Genomic DNA, 19,364 nt, shown 5'->3' with positions numbered 1-19,364 from the left:
GGCGCCAACAACGTGCAGGCGGTGCAGGTCAGCGGCGCCGCGGGCGTCTGCATCGCCCCCGACGAATTCGACCGGAAGATTGCCTTCGAAGACATTCCGACCGCCGGTTCCTTCATGGTGTTCGGGCAGGGTCGCGACATGTTTGAAGTGGCACGCAATTTCACGCACTTCTTCGCGCACGAAAGCTGCGGCTTTTGCACGCCGTGCCGGGTCGGCACCTCGCTGCTGGCCGACATGATGGACAAGCTCGAAGCCGGCAAGGGTTCGCCGCAGGACTTCACGGAAATCCAGGAACTGAACCGGCACCTGTTCAAGCTCAGCCACTGCGGCCTTGGCCATTCCGCGTGCAATCCGGCACTGGAAACCATCGCGAAATTCCGCCCCGCGTATGAACGCCGATTGCTGCACAAGAATTTTGTCCCTGCATTCGACCTCGACGCCTCCCTGGCACCCGCCCGTGCGCTGACGCAACGCGACGACGCCGCCGCCCATCTCGGAGACGACCATGAGTGAACAGAGTTTCATCCTCGACGGCAAAACCATCCCCTTCACGCCCGGGCAGACCATCATCCAGGCAGCGATGGAGGCCGGTCAGTACCTGCCTTACCTGTGCTACCACCCCGACCTGAAGCCGCACGGCTCCTGCAAGGTGTGTACCGTCAAGATTGGCGAACGCTTCATGGCGTCCTGCACCACGCTCGCCCAGGACGGGCTCGTCGTGGAAAGCGATACCGCATTGCTGCATGAAGAACGCATGACGCTGATCCAGATGCTGTTCGTGGAAGGCAATCATTTCTGTCCGTCGTGCGAAAAGAGCGGCAATTGCCAGCTGCAGGCGACGGCCTATGACATGAAGATGATGACGCCACACTTCCCGCAGTTCTTTCCGAACCGCCCGGTCGATGCTTCGCATCCGGATTACCTGCTCGATACCAACCGCTGCATCCTCTGCTCGCTGTGTGTGCGCGCCAGCCGGGACGTGGATGGCAAGAACGTGTTCGGACTGACCGGTCGAGGCATCCATACACGCCTGATCGTGAATTCCGCCTCCGGCAAGCTGGGCGACTCCGATTTCGCCGGGAGCGACAAGGCGGCGCATGTCTGCCCGGTCGGCGCCATCCTGCCCAAGCGCAAGGGATTCGCGGTGCCGATCGGCGAGCGCACCTACGATGAAAAGCCGATCAGCGTGTTCACTGCCATTGAACGAAAGGAAAAGTGACGTGAATGCACCCGCTCCACCCAAGGTCCGCGTCGCGACGACTTCGCTGGCCGGCTGCTTTGGCTGTCACATGTCCTTCCTGGATATCGACGAACGCCTGCTGCAGCTGATCGACCTGGTTGAATTCGACCGCTCGCCGCTGACCGACATCAAGCACTGCGGACTGTGCGACATCGGCATCATCGAAGGCGGCGTCTGCAATGCGGAGAACGTGCATGTGCTGCGCGAGTTCCGCGCCAATTGCAAGACGCTCATCGCAATCGGCGCCTGCGCGATCAACGGCGGACTGCCGGCGCAGCGCAATGCGCTGCCGCTCGAGGACGTGATGAGTACGGTGTATGTCCATCGTCGCGGCATGAGCAATTCCGGAATTCCCAACGATCCGGAGCTGCCGCTGCTGCTCGACAAGGTCTACCCGCTGCATGAGGTGGTCCACATCGACTATTCCATTCCCGGCTGTCCGCCCTCGGGCGACACGATCTGGAAGGTGCTGTCCGACTTGCTGGCGGGCCGCGAGCCGCATCTCGATTACCCGCTGATCCGTTTCGATTGAGAACACTGTCATGAATTCCAGCCTCGAAACAGCCCCTCACCCCGAGAACCTGCGCCGCGTCGCCATTGAGCCAGTGTCACGGGTGGAAGGCCACGGCAAGGTGACCATCCTGCTCGACGACAGGAACCAGGTGCAGCAGGTACGCCTGCACATCGTGGAGTTCCGTGGTTTTGAAAAATTCATCGAGGGCCGTCCCTACTGGGAAGTGCCGGTGATGGTGCAGCGCCTGTGCGGCATTTGTCCGGTGAGCCACAACCTGGCGGCATCGAAGGCGCTCGACCTGATTGTCGGCGCAACGCAGATCACGCCGGCTGCCGAAAAGTTGCGCCGCCTGATGCACTATGGCCAGATTCTGCAATCGCATGCCTTGCACCTGTATCACCTGTGTTCGCCGGACCTGCTGTTCGGCTTCGACAGCGAGCTTGCGTTGCGCAATATCGTCGGCGTCGCCCGTCAATATCCCGACGCGGCAAAACGTGGCATCCTGCTGCGCAAATACGGGCAGGAAATCATCCGCATAACCTCGGGCAAGCGCGTGCACGGCACCGGCTCGATCCCGGGCGGCATGAACAAGGCGCTGAGTATTGAGGAGGTCAACCTGCTGCGGAAGGACATCGATGAGATCGTCAACTGGGGCATTGCTTCGGTGCAGATGGTGAAAGACCTGCATCGCCAGAACCCGGCGCTCTATGACAACTTCGGCGCCTTCCGGGCCGGCATGATGTCGCTGGTGGGAGCCGGCGGCGCGCTCGACCTGTACGATGGCACTTTGCGCGTGCGCGACGACAAGGGAGGCATCCTGTTCGACGGTATCGACTGCCAGCAATACGAATCGCTGATCCAGGAAGAGGTCAAGCCGTGGAGCTACATGAAGTTCCCGTACCTGAAATCGATCGGACCGGCGGACGGCTGGTACCGCGTCGGTCCACTGTCACGCATCCAGAACTGTGATTGTATTCCGACGCCATTGGCCGAGCTGGAGCGCCAGGAATTCATTGCGTACTCCGCCGGACCGATGCATGCGCCTCTTGCTTACCACTGGACGCGCATGATCGAGCTGCTGCACGCCGCAGAAGTCATTCGCGACTTGCTGGATGATCCAGACTTGCTTGGCACGGACCTTGTCGTCAAGGGGGATCGCGCGCATCAAGGTGTCGGCGTGATCGAAGCGCCGCGTGGCACGCTGATCCACCACTACGAAGTCGACGACAACGACCTTGTGACCATGTGCAACCTGATCGTGTCGACCACGCACAACAACCAGGCGATGAACGAAGCAATTCGCACGGTTGCACGCCAGTACCTGAACGGCAACGAAATCACCGAGGGCCTGCTGAACCATGTCGAAGTGGCGATCCGCGCCTTCGACCCCTGCCTGTCCTGCGCTACCCATGCGCTTGGCAAGATGCCGCTGACGGCCGAACTGCTGGATGCCGAAGGCCGATTGGTGCACCGCCTCACACGAGACTGACTTGATCGCCCCTACCCTCATCATTGGATACGGCAACCCCAGCCGCGGCGATGACGCGTTGGGGCCAATGGCCGTCGAGGCGATCGGCAAGCTGGCCGCCAGCCGTCCGGAATGGGGTGAGGTCGAGGTGGTGACGGATTTCCAGTTGCAGATCGAATTCGTGACCGATCTCGCCGGGCGCGAGCGTATCGTGTTCATCGATGCCGCCGCCAGCGGCATCGGGCCGTTTTCCTTCGCCCCTCTGCTGCCGAAGCAGGATGCGTCGTTCACCACACATGCCTTGTCACCGGCGACTTTGCTGGCGGTCTATCGTGACTTCCATGACGAAGATGCGCCGCCGGCCTTCCTGCTCGGCATACGCGGCTATGACTTCGACCTGGGCATTCCCTTGTCACCCCAGGCGGAAAGCAACCTGAGCGCTGCAATCGGGATGATTGAAGACTGGCTCAGCGGGAGCAAAGGCCCCGCATCCGTGGAAAATCAGAAAAAGTAGATGTAGGCCGCGACGGCGACGAAGCCTGCAGCCGCATTCGCGACCGACCATACCAGCTTGCGCGGCAGGGTAAGCTTCTTCTTGCGGCGGGACAGGGAGACGAAGGGTTCGTCATCGTCGTCATCCTCGGCGGCGGGGGTCACCATGACCGGCGGCGGAGGCGGTGCCTCGACGGTCGGAATGGCCGGCCTGCGTTCCGGTGCGGGACGCATTACCGGTGCCGCCGGCGGCATCTCCAGAGCGGGCTTCCTTGCTGAAACGGCAGCGGCCTTCTTTTCAGCCGATACGCGAATGCGGCCCGACGTCAGCATCTGGTGCAGCTCATCGATCGTCGGCTTGCGATGGAACACTCTTTCCCATGCGCCGATGAGATTGGCGTGCCCTTCTCCCATCAAGGCATCATAGAGTGCGTCGCCCATTTCGCGGCCTTTTTCCTCGGCACGCTTCAGTTGCTTGTCATGGGTGAGGACGGCGGAGCGCAACAGCGCGCGGAACTGGCTGGCGTCGTACCCTGCGTTCAGGGCGCTGTCAGTGTCGAAATACTCGACCTGGCCATTGATCTGGACCGGCGGCTCGGTGATCAGGCGGGCATCGGCGCTCTTGAGTTCGAGCAGCGCACGCACCGGGTAGTCGATGCTGGCGGCGTCCGGGTTGTCGATATCGTGCACCGCCTGCGACAGGAACAGCCGTGACTGCCGGTAACCTTTGAAATAGGAAAACCAAGGCTCCATATCGGCCTTGGCCAGGGAAAACGGTTTGCTCCATCCCTCGGGATTGTCGAGCGGGATCAGTGCCGACCGGATGTCGGGAATCACACTGACCTTGTCCACCCACTCGTTTAACTGGACGCCTGCGGCGGGGGCCTGCTCCTGCGGCACTGCTTCCAGCCGCGCCTGTTTCTTCTTTTGTTCGGTGGCGCTTTGCAGGAGGCGGTTCTGGCGCTCGGTTTCCCACTGGAGGGCGTCGTTGCGCAATTCAAGCGCGTGCATGTCAGCGGCCTCCGCTCGGCGCGATCCGGCGCGCAACAGCACCAGGCGGTGCGGCACGGTGAACGGCGCGAAGGGTCAGGATGGCCATGGACTTGCGCGGCGCCTTTACAGGATGGTTTCCGGCGCCTGCGAAGACATGATGATCGAAGCATGCACCGGCGCGGTTGCATTGCCCGCCTTGTCGCGCAGCAGCGCAGACAGGATCTCGGTATCCGTAAAGCGGAAGCGCGAGAGCATGACGTTGCAGCTTGCCAGCTTCAGCACCTGCGCATTGCTCATGCCGGCCAGCAGGTCGGCCATTTCGCCGCTGATGCCGAGGCGGAAAATCGCTTCGGCGCGGTCGTGACGAATCATCTGCTGCGCGATCATCAGGTAGCTGAGATTGACGTCGCGAATTTCTGCCAAATAATCGTTAGCCATGTGAGTCGGTCCTTATCTTAGTAAGCAAAAACTTCCTGTAGAACATCCAGAGCCTTGGCCATCGTTACCTCATCGATGGATCCGAGCTTTCTTATCAACCGCGACTTTTCCATCGTACAAATCTGATCCAGCAGGATCAGTCCGTCCTTGCCCATGAACCGGACCGGAATTCGGAACGGTGCCGGCAGCTCGCGCGTACTCATCGGCGCGAGGATGAGCGTGCTCAGGAACTCGTCCATTTCCTCGGGCGAGACCACAACGCACGGCCACCGCTGTTGCGTCATGCTGCCGATCGGTTTTTCAAACTCGACCAGCCATACATCGGCGCGCATCACCATGAAAAATCTGCTTCCACTTCGTTGCCAATAAGCGGCCACGCAATCGCTTGCGCCGCCGCCTGCTCCGCCAGGCGCTGACATGCCTGCGCCCAACCCTCCCGGGATTTCCGCTTCGGCTTGCGGATCACGATCGCTTCGTTCTCGACCTCGATTTCAACTTCGCCGATATCCAGACCGGTCTGTAACAGGAACGGCTTGGGGATCAAGACCCCCTGCGAGTTACCCATCTTGCGGATGGCAGTCTTCATGGAAATTCCTTTAACAGAATGTTCGAACATAGTACTACATATTTGCCAATGGGAATATTTTTATTTGAACAATGTTGGAACTATGCACGTTTTGTTGGAACAATGTATTAATGTTGTTGGAACGTATTTCAAGTAATGCTGTAGAAATTTTTAAAGTGAGATATGAAGATTTGGCGGCAGCATTTTGCGCCAGACGAGGAAAGACAACGTCACGGAAATGCGATGACTCCCCCGTCCGGGCCTCTGAGGCGCGGACGAGTGCGACAGTGACGGAATGGAAGTGTCAGTAGACCGAGGCTTGCTGCTGGTAGGACGGGCAACCGTTCTTGCCCCATGCGCCGCTGCAGACTTGCCAGCGGCAATATTCCCGGCGGATGAAATTGGTGCTTTTCTCGCAACGTGCAAGCGATGCGCGCGTTGTCGAGACGCGCGAGATGGATGCGGCTACCTGCCGGCTGCCGTCAGTCCTGCGTGCGCCCTGGTCCAGGCCGGAACGCGTGTTGCCAGGAGCCCGGCCATGATCAGTCTTTTTTTTTAGTTCTTCTTCAACCTGGCGGCGGATGCGTTCGATCTCACGATCGGACCTGGCGGGATTCTTGCGCTTGGGCGCGGCACTGGCGACACTGGCGCCGGCTTGCCCGGATGGCTTCGCCGATTTCGGCACCCCTTCGGCATCCTGCTTTTTCGTCGCCTTGGGTACGATGGGCGGCACGTCGGCGGCCGGCTGCTGCGCCCCATCATCCTCGTTACTGACCTGTGGCACAGCCGGCGACGCATCCGTCGCAACAGAAGATGGTGCGGACGCAGGCGGAGGCACGCCATCGTAGGGCAATTCGCTGGGGTTGATGCCGCGCACGATTGCTGCCCGGCTGCTGGCCGATGGAGGCGGCGGTGCGGAGAGCCGGGCTTGCGGCGACGGTTTGCCGAGCCAGATCGCTGCCGCCAGGCCGACACCGGCCCCGACGACAAATACCGCTGCCATCACGAGGGCGCGCGATGTGCGGGAGCGCTGCGGCTGGGCGTAACCCTCGCCAAACTCCGGGCCAAGTCCGTGCAGTCTTTCGTACGCACTGCTCGCTCCGGCCGGATGGCCGTAATCGACGATCGTGGGCTCGATGCGATCGTCGGCCTGCGTATCTCCGGCGCCGCGGTCGGTGCGCGTACGCCGCCGGGTTGGCGTCGCATCGGCAGTATTGTCCGGAAAAGTCCGGGTAGCGGACGCCGCGGGTCCTGCAGATGATGTTCCGGTCAAGTGACGCATCCTCCTGTCTTTTTGCATCCCGGTATGGATGACATGAAGATAAGAACCGTCCCCGGCCCCTGGGTGCCGGGCATACACGAAGCCACCTTGCCGCCGGGCCGGCGAGGACTCGGCAGGAAGCAGCGCGTGGCATGAGACACACCTCGCGGCGGCAGCCGGATTGTGCGTCCCGCAATCTGGACATTGCATGACGTCCTGCGCAGGCTATCCAATTGCCTGCGCAAATGAATGACCTTCGGCAGTCATTTCAAGTTCAACAGCATAGGCTTGCCTGCTGCGCTTTCACATATCCGCCGCGCACAATCCAAACGCTCATTGATCCGAATCATGCACGGGCAAGCGCTGCGTCAATGCAATGTTTCCCCGCGTCTGCGCAATGCCTGCACGCAAATGAAAACGGCTGCCCGAGGGCAGCCGTCATGGTGAAGTACAGCAATCTTCACAGGTTCAGTTCGTAGATGATCTTCCAGTGCGAGCCTTCCTTTGCCCAGTACTGGCGCTTGCGGATCGAGGTCTTGTTCTTGCCGAACTGCGACTCCTGCGTGAAGGTGCTGACGATCATGTCTTCGCGCCCCGGATAGAAGAAGTGCGTCATGTCGCGCAGCGTGACCGACAGGCCGCGCACACCGCTCATGGATTGCTGATGCTTGCCCAGCCAGGACTCGAGGCTCTCGCCGCGCTCGGATTTGAACTTGCGCGAATAATTCTCGCCGATGCGCGCGGTGTTGAGCGTCTCGACGTCACGCTTCCAGCCGTCGACGAGGCGGGCAGCGAGCATGCGGTCGTTGTCCCACTTCGTCTTGTTGACGAAGTCGACGCTTTCAGCGATCACCACCGGTGTCTTGCCGATCTCGACCGAATTGGCGAGCTTGTGCAAGTCGGGATTGGTCAGCACCACGCAGCCGTCGGACGACAGCGGCGGACGGCTGAAGCTATCCGACGGCGTGCCGTGCAGCCAGATGCCGGAACCGCTGCGGCCGTTGATCTTGTCCCACTCGTTCGGATAGTTGATCGGCAGCGCGCCGGAACCGTAGAAATCGGGCAGCTTCGCGCCGGGCAGGTGGCTGGTGATGTAGTACACACCGACCGGCGTGCGCTGGTCGCCTTCCTTGAGCTTGTTGACGCCAAGCTTGCCCTGGCTGACGTAGTAGTCGGTAACGAACTTCAGCTGGCCGCCGCGATTGGCATAGACATACAGCCGCGAGCGGCGCGCATCCACGACCAGCACATGCTTCTGGTCCTCGCGCAGCTTCAGCACAAGGCGCGGAACCAGGTCGGGATCAGGGCGTTCGCGCAGCGACTTGAGGCGTACCATCGCCTCTTCGCGCAGGTTCTTGAGCTTGTCTTCGGGACCGTCCACTGCGCCGAGCGTCTTCACCGGCTGCGTCTGCATCAGCAACAGGTCGCCGCGGATCAGGTGGCCGAGGCGGAACGTCGGATAGGCATCCACCAGCTTGTCCGCACGCGCCAGCGCCTTGCGCAGGTTATGCGCGCCGAGCGCCTTGTAGACGTCGATCAGCAGGACTTCGGGATCTTCCGCTTCGGGTGCGGCCGCCGGCACCTGGGGTTGTGGCTGTGCCTGCGTGCGGGCCTGCTGCTTCTTCGTCACGGCGCTTGCGGGCACGGCAAGCGCGCCTGCCGCGAGCAAGGACAACATCAGGAGCACGGCCCGGGAAGAGCGTGCGCCCTTGCAACTGTTTGTAAATTGGAAGCGGAACATCAGCTACCCGTCGTCTCCTGCTTGATCTGCCATTTGCCGCCCTGCTTCGCGAAGACGAGCGTCTTGCGGGTATTGGCGGTCAGGCGATCCGATACATATACCTGGCGGAACTTCACTGTCGCAGTGTTGCCGTTGACAGACACTTGCGGCGCTTCGACCTTCACGCTGATGCTGCCCTTGCCGGTAATACGGGCGCGGCGGTCTTCTTCCCATGCCTTGCGGGCGACGCCGCCCGGGGTCTGGAAATCGTTTCCGTAATAGTTGAGGTAGGACTTCACGTCCTGCGCGCTCCACGCGCGGGCCCAGCCGTTGAGCGCCTTCAGCACATCGTCGCGCTCATCGTCGTTGCGTGCCTGCTTCGGCTCTGCCTTCGGTTCAGGCTTGTGCTCTGCCTTCGGTTCAGGCTTGTGCTCGACCTTGTGTTCGGGCTTGGGCTCGACCTTGGCCACTTGCGGTGCCGGTGCCGGGGCTGGTGCCGGAGCCGGTGCCTTCGCCACAGGGGCCGGTGCCGGGGCTGCCGCTGGCGGCGCGACAGGCGCAGGAGCCGGCTTGGCGACGGGCGCCGGAGCAGGCGCAGCCTCGGGTGCCTTCGCAACGACCGTCGGTGTCGGAGCCGGGGCCTTCGCACCCGCGGTATTGGCGCCATTCATGCTGCTCACCAGCGAACGCACCAGGGTCAGCTTGGACTTGGCGGCGGAATTGCCGGAATCGAGCTGCAGCGCCTTGTCATAGGCCTGGCTTGCCAGCTTGGCATGCACGTCGCCCAGGTTTTCATAGGCGGTGGCATAGCTGGGGTTGGTGCGGATGGCGGAGTCGAGCGCGGTACGCGCCTTTTCGTACTGGCCGGCGGCCGCATACAGCACGGCGAGATTGTTGTACGGCTCGGGCAGGCCGGGGAAATCCTCGGTCAGCTTGGTGAAGACCGCGATCGCGTCCGCAGACTTGTTCTGTTCCGTCAGGATGACGCCCTTCAGGAAGCGCATCTGCGCATCGCGCGGATTGCGCGTCAGGAAGGCGTCGGCGCGGGTGAGCGCTTCGGTGTACTGGCCGGCCCGCATGAACTTGGTGACGTCCGAGTAATCGTCGGCGAAGGCGGGTGCGGCAAGCAGCGCGGCAACAAGGCCGGAGCAGGCAACGGTCTTGTTCAGTACAGGGCGCAAACGGAAATTGATCATGCGGCGCGTCGAAAAATTCATGGGGTGTGGTTATTTTATTGTGCGGCAACAGCCCTCATCCGGCCAGCGCTTCCAGCGGCGCGAAAGGCCTGCCGGGCCGCATTTTGAAACCAGTGCATTCTAACCTCACTGGTTTGATTACGCCATTTTGGAGCACCTGCGTACCATTCGGACAACCGGGGAAAAAGAGGCATACGGCAGGCGATCCATGCGTGATGCGGACCGCCGGGAATAGCAAAGAAACATCATTCGCCGCTGCTGCCCGGCTGGACCGGCGCGCTGAGCTGATAAGACATTTGCAACTTCGCCGGGACAACCGCGATTTCTGCGGCATCGCCCGGCGCGGCGCCTTGCATCGTGAAGCTTGCCGCGACGGCAACGCCGGCGACGAAGGCAGCACCACCCAATACGGCGGCCAGCGGACGGCGGATGGTCCGGGCTTTCGATGCAGGTACCGGCGAGTCGGCCAGCACCGCTTGTGCGCGCACGCGCCATTCGCCAACCTCTTCGCTCCTGTCCTGCATGCGTTCCAACAGATCCTTGGCGATGGCCTCGGCTTCTTCCCGCTCACGGTCACACTGCGCGCGCAGGGCTTCTGCCTGTTCGGTCGTGGATGCGGCGTATTCTTTCTGGCGGCGCGCGGCTTGCAGGGCGAGGCGTTCGGCTTCGGCGCGGGCTTCTTCCGCGGCGCGCGCTTCGGTTTCGGCAGCCAGGCGGCGCGTGGCGAGGTCGGCGGCTTCGCGCTCGAGCGCGGCGCGCTTTTCAGCTTCGGCGTGGGCCGTCTCTTCGGCCTGCACCTTTTCCCGGATCGCGGCCAAGGCTTCCTGCTCGGCCTTGGCGCGGGCACTTTCCAGACGGGCCAGTTCGATGGCCTCGCGGGCCCGGGCTTCAGCTGCGTCGGCGGCGATACGCTGCGACTGCGCCTGTTCGGCGGCCTGTTCGAGGAACTGCTTTTCGGCTGCCATCCGGGCCTCGGCGGCCTGGCGGGCAGTACGTGCGGCCGCTTCGCGGGCGCGGGTGATCTTTGCCAGCTCGGTCTCGATGCGCTCGCGGGCCTTGGCGTCCTCGCAGGCGCTCTTTTCGGCGGCCATCCGCAGTTCGGCGGCAGCCATTGCCTTTTCGGCGGCGGCGGTGCTTTCGCGCTCCGCGCGCAGCTTTTCCTGCAGGGCGGCAAGGGCTTTCTGTTCAGCATTGGCGCGCTGGCGCTCGGCGGTCGCCAATTCGATGGCTTCGCGCGCTTTCGCAATCGCGATTTCAGCCGTCTTGCGCTGGGACTCGGCCTGCTCGGCCGCCTTCTCCAGCAATTGCTTTTCTGCCTCGCATTGCGCTTCGGCGGATTCGCGGGCACTGCGCTCGGCCTGCTCGCGCGCCTGGACTGCTTCAGCCTGATCCTGCTCGGCGCGGATGCGCGCTTCCGCCTCGGCGTGCATCTTCTTTTCGGCTTCCAGCCGGGCGTGGATGGCGACGAGCGCTTCCTGCTCGGCGGCGACACGGGCCTTTTCGGCCTTGGCCAGTTCGATTGCTTCGCGAACCTTCCTGAGCGCGACCTGTGCGGCCTTGCGTTCCAGCTCGGCGCGCTCGGTGGCTTGCTGCGCTTCCTGCTTTTCGGCCATGAGGCGCGCTTCAATCGACTTGCGGGCCAGTTGTTCGGCCTGTTCGCGGGCGGCGAGCGCCTCTGCTTCCTCACGTTCGGCGCGGACGCGGGCTTCGGCCTCGGCGATCAGTGCCTGCTCGGCGGCGAGGTGCTGCTGCACGGCTTCCAGCGCCTGTTGTTCGGCTTCGGCGCGCTTCTGTTCGGCGCGGGCCAGTTCCTCCGCTTCGCGTGCCCGGGCTTCCGCAGCTTCGGCGGCGCGACGTTCGCTCTCGGCGCGTTGCTCGGCCTGTTCAAGGACGATTTCTTCGGCGGCGCACTTGGCCTCGATCGCAAGGCGTTCTTCGCGCTCTTCCTGTTCGCGGGCGCGCAGCAGCTCGGTGTGGCCTTCCTCGCCGCGTGCGCGGGCCTCGGCTTCGTTGCGGGCGGCTTCTTCCGCCAGGCGGCGGTCCTGTTCGGCTTGCAGCGCGCGCTGCTCGGCTTCTGCGCGTTCACGCTGGACGCGCGCCAGTTCGGTGGCTTCGCGTGCCTTCAACAGCGCGGCGTGGGCCGCCTTGCGCTGGAGTTCAGCGGCTGCGCGGGTCTGCTCCGCGGCAAGTTTTTCCGCCGTTGCTTCCGCTGTGCGCGCGGCAGCCAGTGCGCGGTCAGCTTCTTCGCGTTCGCGCAGTGCGGCTGCCTGCTCTTCATCGGCGCGCAGGCGTGCTTCGGCTTCGGCGTTCGCGGCCTGTTCGGCGGCCAGCTTTTCCTGCGCCGCCTTGAGTGCCTGCTGCGCAAGCTCGGCGCGCTGGCGCTCCAGCTGCACCTTTTCCTGCAGCGCTTGCAGCGCATCCTGCTCATCCTTGGCTCGCTGGCGTTCGACACGTGCCAGTTCAACGGCTTCACGCGCTTTCGCGAGAGCGGCCTGCGCGGCTTCGCGCTGGATGTCCGCGCGTTCGATGGCTTTGGCCAGAGCGAGTTTGGCCGCTGCGCATTCGTGCTCCTTGGCCACGCGCGCGGCGCGCTCGGCTTCTTCCTGATCGCGCAACAGGCTGGTGTGCTGGCGCTCCGCTTCCGCGCGGACGGCGACTTCCGCCGCAACTGCTTCTTCGGCGCGCAGTTTTTCCTGCAGGGCGGCGACGGCTTCCTGCTCGGCTTCGGCGCGCTTGCGTTCGGCACGGGCGGCTTCCACTGCTTCGCGCGCCTTGAATTCGGCCAGTTCCGCATTCTGGCGCTGGAGTTCCGCATGCTCGGCGGCGCGCGCGAAGGCAGCCTGCTCGGCAGCGGCCTGCCCGGCGGCAAGACGTGCTGCGGCACGCTCGGCTTCCAGGCGCTTTTCGGCAAATTGGCGTGCGCGCTCTTCTTCATTCGCGCGCGCCTGGGCCGCTTCGACGATCTTCTGCTCGGCGGCGGCGCGCTCGCGGGCTTCCTGGATGGCACGCTCTTCGGCAGCGGCGCGGGCGCGTGCCTGCAGGTCGGCGTGGTGTTCCGCCTCGATGCGCGCCAAGGCCTTTTCCTGCAACTCGCGCTCGACGCGGATACGGGATTCTGTGGCGACGCGGATCTGTTCCTCTGCTTCGCGACGGGCTTCGGCGGCGGCGGCGGCCACCGTTTCGGCGTGTTCGCGGCGCGCGGCCGCTTCGCGCATTTCCGATTCGGCTTGCAGGCGCACGGCCAGTGCCTGTGCGGTCTTGCGCTCCATTTCGATGCGCGCCAGCGCAATCGCTTCCTGCTCCTGCTCCGCCATCACGCGGGCGCGCGCTTCTTCGCAGGCACGCACTTCAGCGGGAGCGCGGCTCAATGCAGCCTGCAGCGCCAGCTCTTCGGTACGCTCGCGCTCGCGCGCGATTTCGAGGGCTTCACTGCGCGCCTTGGCCAGCATTTCCGCGGAGATGCGCGCTTCCTTCTCGCGACGCTCCTGTTCGCGGGCAAGCTCGGCGATGCGGGCGTCGGCACGGGCGCGGGCTTCCGCTTCCTGCTTGGCGGCTTCTGCAGCGGCGACGCGCTGGGATGCCTGCCAGCGGGCGAGTTCGGTTTCCTGGGCGAGTTCTTCCACAGCGGCGGCAGCGCGCCGGGCCAGTTCGGTTTCGGCGGCGATCTGTTCCGTTGCGCGCTGGCGGGCTTCGGCCTCGGTGCGGGCGCGCACGTCGGCGATGCGCTTGGCTTCGGCTTCCGCTTCGGCGCGGGCGCGCAGTTCGGCGATTTCCTTCTTGACGGCGGCAGCGCGGGCTTCAGCGGCTTCGCGTGCCTGGCGTTCCGCTTCGAGGCGGACGCGGCCGGCTTCAATGGCTTCTTCGGCGGCGCGGGCACTCTGGTAGGCTTCGGCGGCAGCTGCGGCTTCAAGGCGAGCGCGGTCTTCGGCGAGGGCACGTGCCCGGGCTTCAGCGTGGGCACGGTTTTCGGCGGCGACCGTCGCCTTGGCTTCGGCTTCGACGCGGGCGATTGCTTCGCGGATGGCTTTCAGGTCGACGGCACCGGGGCGGGACTTTGGCTGGGACGCCTGCGTACTCGCTTCTCCCATATCCTCGTCCGCCAGGGCCGCGCCGTGGTGTCCCGAGATTTTATGCATCGCCTGTTTGTTGTCCATGTGTCTGCCCCCGCTGATGAGCGATTCCGGCGGTTGTGATGAAAGTGCGCGCCGAGCCGGAATTTCTTAATGTGCATTATCAGTAACTCGCCGGCGAGCCAGCCCCCCGAACAGAAGGGGAATTGGGAGCCATTTCCGGAAAATGGGCGGGAAATGGCTGTTTTCCCATGTTTATGGGTGCCGGACGAGGGCAATTGGCGCTTCAATAATGGTCCGGCGACCCGCTTACGCGTTGCTTGATTCAGATACGTGACAATTGCTGACAGGCAGCCTTAGAGTTGCCATGATTGCCGCCGGACGGGCCCGGCGCCCGCCCTCCCTGAGTCGAATGCCATTGAGAGAATCATGCATACATATGATAAATACGCCGCCGGCCAGGACAAGACAGGCGTGATGGCCATGGGTGCGTTGCTGGCGGACATGAACCATGACATCCGCACATCGATGAACGGCGTGCGCGGAATGCTCGACCTGCTGCTGGACACCGGACTGACGCCTTCGCAGCAGGAATACGCGCGCACCGCGCAGCACAGCGTCGACAACCTCCTCGAATCACTGGAACGGATCGTCGACATGTCCCTGATCGAGTCCAACAGTTTCCGTTTCAACCAGGCGCCCTTCGACCTGCTGCAGGAAGTCCGGGCTGCGCTGGCGGCAAAGCCGGCCGGGGCGCACAGCAAGGGCATCGCACTGTCGGTCGTCTATCCGCCGTCCGTGCGCCTGCTTGGCGACGCCGCACGGCTGCGCGAAGTCTTTTCGGCGCTGGCCGATGTTGCGCTTCAGTACGCGTCAGGCGAGACAATGTCGCTGGCGGTAAACGCAATTCGCCTGCCCGGTGAAATGTGCAGGGTGGTGCTCGAAGCGAATGTCCCGCAATCCTCCGAAGACAGCGGTTCGCTTGCGTCGATGCTTGGCGGCGGCAACACCGGCAACGAGGTGCATTCCCGTGACATGCTCGGCATGGCGGTGTGCACGCAACTCGTGCACAGGATGAAAGGCTCGATCGAAATCGACCGCTCGCGTCCGCCTGCCACCCTGGTTCGCGTAACGGTCGACCTGCCGCTTGCCATGCACGATGCGAGCGGACCGCGCGCAGCCGTCGATTCCGCGGCGCCGCGTGACGCCCACGGTGCCGCACATCTGCCCGCACCTGCGGATTGCACCGTCCTCGTCGCCGACGACAACCCGGTCAACCAGCAGGTCGCCGCCCGCATGCTGGAAAAGCTCGGTTACAAGGCCGAGGTTGCATCCGACGGCATGCAGGCCGTCGAAATGCACAATTGGAAGCGCTTCGACCTGATCCTGATGGACTGCGAAATGCCTGTGCTGGATGGACTGGAAGCCACCCAACGCATCCGGGCCGCCGAAGGAAGCAGCCGCCGCACGCCTATCGTGGCCCTCACCGCGAGCACCGGCCAGGGCGAACAGGAGCGATGCCTCGCCGCTGGCATGGACGACTTCCTGGCCAAGCCGATCCGCCCGCAGCTGCTGGGCGACCTCCTGGCCCGCTGGCTGCAGCGCCCTGCCGCGCAGGAAGATCCCGCATGCACAGATGAACTCGAAAAAGTAAAGGACATGTTCGGCGCCGATTTCGCGGAGCTGGCTGCGCTCTACCAGCAAGATGGGGCGCCACGGCTGGCGGCCATGCGCGAAGCCGCGGCCGCGGGCGATCGCACCCGGCTGGCCAAGGTCTCCCATGCGCTTGGCGGAAGCTGTGCCTCGATCGGTGCGACCGGACTTTCGGCGCTCTGCAAGGCTCTCGAACTGTCGGTCAAGGCCGGCTCAGTGGCCGATGTCGATGCGAAGATGGATGCGATCGAAGCCGAATACCGCCGCGTCTGCGGCAAGCTGCAATCCCTGCTTGAACCATGAAGTGAAGGGTGCCCGCCGTGCGAAATGAATTGAACATCCTCATTGCGGACGACGACCGCACGACGCGCCACGTCCTGCGCCTGCTGTTGCGTGAACACGGGCACCAGGTCGTCGCTGAAGCAAGCGACGGTGAAAAGGCGGTCGAGCTGTGCGACGCGCACAAGCCCGACATCGCCTTCCTCGACATCGACATGCCAAGGCTGGACGGTCACCTGGCGGCGGAACGGATCAGGCTGAACACACCCGGCGTCCGCATGATCATGGTGACCAACCTGCCGACGCTGGACAATGTACAAAAGGCGCTGCAGGTGGGCATCAGCGGCTTTGTCGTGAAGCCGTTCAATGCGGTCAAGGTGGTCGAGGCGATCGACCACTGCATGAAACAAAAACGTTAGTCTTCGACGACCATCAGGCCTGCCCGCAACCCCGGGCGCACATCGGGATTCGGGAACACCACATATTCCGTCTCACCCCCGACACGATAGGTCGTATCGCCATCCTCGGCAATCAGGCTGCCAGGCTGCAAAGGCGTAAAGTTCTGCGTGTCCTTGCCGAATGCCATGCGGAAGGCATCAGAGCGCTTGACCAGCTCCTGCGCCACACGGAACACCCGCGGCCTCGTCTCGTTCTGCTCGAGCCGCCCGGTGCGCATGAAGTGGTCCAGCGTCCGTGACATGCCTGCCGCGATCCCCAAGTCATTGTTACCGAACTCCCCGACCTGCCCCAACTCCACGGTCGCACCTGCCGCGCCGAAACTTGCAGCGGAATACGCGCTGTACGTGCCTGCCGGTTTGGTATTCAGGATCGCCGCTTCGATGCCGGCGCGGCCGAGCAATCCGAGTAATGCCTCCCTGCGCGGTCCGGCGATGATCGCCGGTACTACCGCGAATGTCGGATAGGCGGACGGCCGGATGGCCGTGTGCAGGTCAAGGTGCCACTTATCGGCATCGGGCCCGGCGAAGAAACTTGCCGTCGCTCGCATGATCACGTCGGCACGCGCCGCTTCCGCGGTAGCAGCCAGATCGCCGCGATCGCTGCGGAACATGCGGTTCAGGTCTGCGTCGATGAAACGCTTCCCTTCCGTGATGGCGGCCATATTGCCGACGACCACCATCAGGTCCACTGCAAGCGCATGCGGCTCGCGCTCAAGCGCGGCCAGCAGTTGCGCGAGCATTTCAATGGGCGCGGTCTCGTCGCCGTGCACGCCGACCGACAGCAGCAGGCGCGGACGGCGCAGCATGTGGCTGGACGACACGACCTGCAGGATGCCCTTCGCCGGCAGGCGCACCTTGAAGCCGGCGTTGGCAAAACTGTCGGCTGCGTGCGTGAAATCGGCTTCCGCCAAGGAACGCACGCTGTCGTGAAGGCTGTTTTCCATGATTGCCTGCATCATGCGCCGTCCGATGCCGTCGATGCTGCCTCGGACAAGGCCCAGGCATCCAGCACCGCCAGTTCGAGGTTGGGCTGGCCGTCCGCCATGCGCGCGCCGACCTTGAGCTTGTCGATGAGGGCAGCCACCACCGCCGCCGGATCGGCGACCGGCCGCGTGCCGAGGGGCGCCTGCTGCAGCACGCGCATCAACAGTCGTTGCTGCGCGCGGCGCAAGGCTTGCAATGCATGGTCGCGCAGGGGTTCCTGGGTAGCGCTGGCGGGCGCATGCATCAGCACGCGCTCCAGTCCGTCGATGCCGGCCTGGCGCCGCAGCGCCATGCCGAGCTTGAGGAACTGCGGCAGGCTCATGCCTTCCGGACGCGGCACCGACAGGCCGGCGAACAGGAAGTCAGCGATGCCTTCGATCGCTTCCACCGTCTCGCACGCTTGCGCAAAAGGTGCGGGCATGCCTTGCAGCGGCAGCGAGGAAGGCACGGCGGGCGCGAGTTCCTGCACGCCTTCCGGCATGCCGAAGAGTGCGGTCAGCTCGGCCAGTGCGCCGGATTCGCGCAGCTGCTGTTCGGGCACCGAGAGGACGCCCTGGATCACGGCCTTCTGCAATGCGCGGGTATGCTGATCGACCGCGAGCGACACTTCGCGCGGCACCTGCAGCGCATGGGCGTCGAGCGTATCGAACACCGGTGCGAGGTTCAGCGCCGCCCATGCCTGCGCCCAGGCACAGATCACATCCGTTTCCTTCACACCGCGCGCTTGCGCAATTTCCGCCAGCATGACGGGACCGCAGCGGTTGACCGATTCGTTTGCGAGCACGGTGGCCAGGATGGCATTGGCCAGCGGATGTTCCAGCGGGTCGCGGGTAGCGACCAGCGCGTGCGGGAAATACGGCGTCAGCAGGGTGCGTGCCCACGCAAACTGCGTCAGGTTCAGCTCAGCCAGCAAGCGCTTGTAGCGGTTCTTCACATGGGCGACAACCACGGCCAGTTCGGGCGTGGTGAGTCCCCTGCCCTCGTTCTTGCGCGTGACCAGTTCGGCCGCTGTCGGCAATTGCTCCAGCTTGCGCGAGATCACACCCTCGGCTTCGAGCATCGCGATCAGCGACGCATAGCTATCGTGCACGGTGTCGTCGAACTGCGCCTGCGCCTCGCGCACGAGCAGGTGCGTCTGCAGCGTGTTGTCGCGCAGGACGAGGCGCACAATGTCCGGCGTGATCTCGTTCAGCAGATGGTTGCGTTCGTCGGCGCCGAGCTTGCCGGCGTTGACTTCGGTATCGAGCCAGATCTTGACGTTGACTTCGTGGTCGGAGCAATCGACGCCGGCGGAATTATCGATCGCATCAGTGAAGATATGGCCGCCCCTCGACGCAAATTCGATGCGGCCCGCCTGGGTCGCGCCGAGGTTACCCCCTTCCGCCACCACCTTGCAGCGCAGGTCGCGGCCGTCGACACGGATCGCATCGTTGGCGCGGTCCTTCACCTGCTCGTGCGATTCGGTCGAGGCCTTGATGTAGGTGCCGATACCGCCGTTGTAGAACAGGTCGACCGGTGCCATCAGGATCGCATGCAGCAGTTCTTCCGGTGCCATGCTCGTCGCCTCGATGCCGAGCGCGGCACGGGCCTGCGGCGACAGGTCGATGCTGCGCGCGGTGCGGTGCCACACGCCGCCGCCTTCGGAAATCAGCGACTTGTCATAGTCGTCCCAGGAGGAACGCGGCAGGGCGAACATGCGCTGGCGCTCATTGAAGGACTTTTCCAGGTCGGGATTCGGGTCGATGAAGATGTGGCGATGGTCGAAGGCCGCCACCAGCTTCAACTGGTGCGACAGCAGCACGCCGTTGCCAAACACGTCGCCCGACATGTCGCCGATACCGACAGCCGTGATCGGCGTGGTATTCAAGTCGTGGCCCATCTCGTAGAAGTGGCGCTTGACCGCTTCCCATGCGCCCTTGGCGGTGATGCCCAGCTTCTTGTGGTCGTAGCCATTGGAGCCGCCGGAGGCAAACGCATCGCCCAGCCAGAAGCCGCGCTTGACCGCGATACCGTTGGCGATATCCGAGAAGGTT

Annotated in this window: 17 protein-coding genes; 7 read left to right on the top strand and 10 right to left on the bottom strand. The window is 63.8% G+C overall.

The features are described from left to right. From AYR66_RS20015 to AYR66_RS19995, 5 genes are all read left to right on the top strand, one after another. On the top strand, positions 1 to 513 hold a 513-nt coding region (locus tag AYR66_RS20015), incomplete at its 5' end, for an NADH-ubiquinone oxidoreductase-F iron-sulfur binding region domain-containing protein (protein ID WP_272938354.1). After that, positions 506 to 1,219, top strand: a complete 714-nt coding sequence (locus AYR66_RS20010; protein ID WP_088708962.1) for a 2Fe-2S iron-sulfur cluster-binding protein — start codon at positions 506 to 508, stop codon at positions 1,217 to 1,219. The genes AYR66_RS20015 and AYR66_RS20010, both read left to right, overlap by 8 nt. 1 nt (position 1,220) lies before the next feature. Then, positions 1,221 to 1,772, top strand: coding sequence for an NADH-quinone oxidoreductase subunit B family protein (locus AYR66_RS20005; protein ID WP_088708961.1), 552 nt, complete (start codon positions 1,221 to 1,223; stop codon positions 1,770 to 1,772). A 10-nt stretch (positions 1,773 to 1,782) separates the two neighbouring features. Then, positions 1,783 to 3,243 (top strand): Ni/Fe hydrogenase subunit alpha, encoded by a 1,461-nt coding sequence (locus AYR66_RS20000; protein WP_088708960.1) that lies wholly within the window; start codon positions 1,783 to 1,785, stop codon positions 3,241 to 3,243. A 1-nt stretch (position 3,244) separates the two neighbouring features. Beyond that, positions 3,245 to 3,736 carry a hydrogenase maturation protease gene (locus AYR66_RS19995; protein ID WP_234814953.1) on the top strand — a complete coding sequence of 164 codons (492 nt, stop codon included), beginning with the start codon at positions 3,245 to 3,247 and terminating at the stop codon, positions 3,734 to 3,736. On the opposite strand, the gene AYR66_RS19990 is transcribed toward AYR66_RS19995, so the two are convergent. From AYR66_RS19990 to AYR66_RS19955, 8 genes are all read right to left on the bottom strand, one after another. Beyond that, positions 3,724 to 4,725: a hypothetical protein gene (locus AYR66_RS19990; RefSeq protein WP_088708958.1), complete on the bottom strand. Its 1,002-nt coding sequence runs from the start codon at positions 4,723 to 4,725 to the stop codon at positions 3,724 to 3,726. The genes AYR66_RS19995 and AYR66_RS19990 overlap by 13 nt on opposite strands. Positions 4,726 to 4,830: 105 nt before the next feature. Further along, the gene (gene flhD, locus AYR66_RS19985) at positions 4,831 to 5,145 is read right to left on the bottom strand and encodes a flagellar transcriptional regulator FlhD (RefSeq protein ID WP_088708957.1); all 315 of its coding nucleotides are present in this window, start codon (positions 5,143 to 5,145) and stop codon (positions 4,831 to 4,833) included. Positions 5,146 to 5,162: 17 nt separating this feature from the next. Further along, entirely contained in the window at positions 5,163 to 5,483 is a 321-nt protein-coding gene (locus tag AYR66_RS19980; RefSeq protein WP_088708956.1) for a type II toxin-antitoxin system PemK/MazF family toxin, read from the bottom strand. Further along, complete coding sequence (locus AYR66_RS19975; RefSeq protein ID WP_088708955.1) at positions 5,477 to 5,731, bottom strand: AbrB/MazE/SpoVT family DNA-binding domain-containing protein; 255 nt, start codon at positions 5,729 to 5,731, stop codon at positions 5,477 to 5,479. The genes AYR66_RS19980 and AYR66_RS19975 overlap by 7 nt, the downstream gene beginning before the upstream one ends. Positions 5,732 to 6,014: 283 nt before the next feature. Beyond that, a complete protein-coding gene (locus AYR66_RS19970) occupies positions 6,015 to 6,983 on the bottom strand; it encodes a hypothetical protein (protein ID WP_088708954.1) in 969 nt (322 codons plus the stop codon). Between the two features lie 448 nt (positions 6,984 to 7,431). Beyond that, a complete protein-coding gene (locus AYR66_RS19965) occupies positions 7,432 to 8,649 on the bottom strand; it encodes a L,D-transpeptidase family protein (protein ID WP_170942223.1) in 1,218 nt (405 codons plus the stop codon). Positions 8,650 to 8,711: 62 nt separating this feature from the next. Next, positions 8,712 to 9,908: a nuclear transport factor 2 family protein gene (locus AYR66_RS19960; protein ID WP_088708952.1), complete on the bottom strand. Its 1,197-nt coding sequence runs from the start codon at positions 9,906 to 9,908 to the stop codon at positions 8,712 to 8,714. A gap of 224 nt (positions 9,909 to 10,132) precedes the next feature. Beyond that, positions 10,133 to 14,041 carry a hypothetical protein gene (locus tag AYR66_RS19955; protein ID WP_088708951.1) on the bottom strand — a complete coding sequence of 1,303 codons (3,909 nt, stop codon included), beginning with the start codon at positions 14,039 to 14,041 and terminating at the stop codon, positions 10,133 to 10,135. A gap of 345 nt (positions 14,042 to 14,386) precedes the next feature. Between AYR66_RS19955 and AYR66_RS19950 the strand changes: the two genes are divergently transcribed. Then, positions 14,387 to 15,913 carry a response regulator gene (locus AYR66_RS19950; protein WP_088708950.1) on the top strand — a complete coding sequence of 509 codons (1,527 nt, stop codon included), beginning with the start codon at positions 14,387 to 14,389 and terminating at the stop codon, positions 15,911 to 15,913. Between the two features lie 17 nt (positions 15,914 to 15,930). Next, positions 15,931 to 16,308 carry a response regulator gene (locus AYR66_RS19945; protein WP_170942222.1) on the top strand — a complete coding sequence of 126 codons (378 nt, stop codon included), beginning with the start codon at positions 15,931 to 15,933 and terminating at the stop codon, positions 16,306 to 16,308. Here AYR66_RS19945 and AYR66_RS19940 read toward each other — a convergent pair. Both AYR66_RS19940 and AYR66_RS19935 read right to left on the bottom strand, forming a co-directional pair. Further along, positions 16,305 to 17,291, bottom strand: coding sequence for a succinylglutamate desuccinylase (locus AYR66_RS19940; protein WP_234814952.1), 987 nt, complete (start codon positions 17,289 to 17,291; stop codon positions 16,305 to 16,307). The genes AYR66_RS19945 and AYR66_RS19940 overlap by 4 nt on opposite strands. A gap of 11 nt (positions 17,292 to 17,302) precedes the next feature. After that, positions 17,303 to 19,364, bottom strand: a 2,062-nt coding sequence (locus tag AYR66_RS19935) for an NAD-glutamate dehydrogenase domain-containing protein (protein ID WP_206047232.1), incomplete at its 5' end; no start/stop codon positions are given.

The organism is Noviherbaspirillum denitrificans (genome assembly GCF_002211445.1).
Classification (GTDB): Bacteria; Pseudomonadota; Gammaproteobacteria; order Burkholderiales; family Burkholderiaceae_D; genus Noviherbaspirillum; species Noviherbaspirillum denitrificans.
Note: the sequence above shows the minus strand (reverse complement) of the source record. Positions and strands in the feature narration are given on the sequence as shown.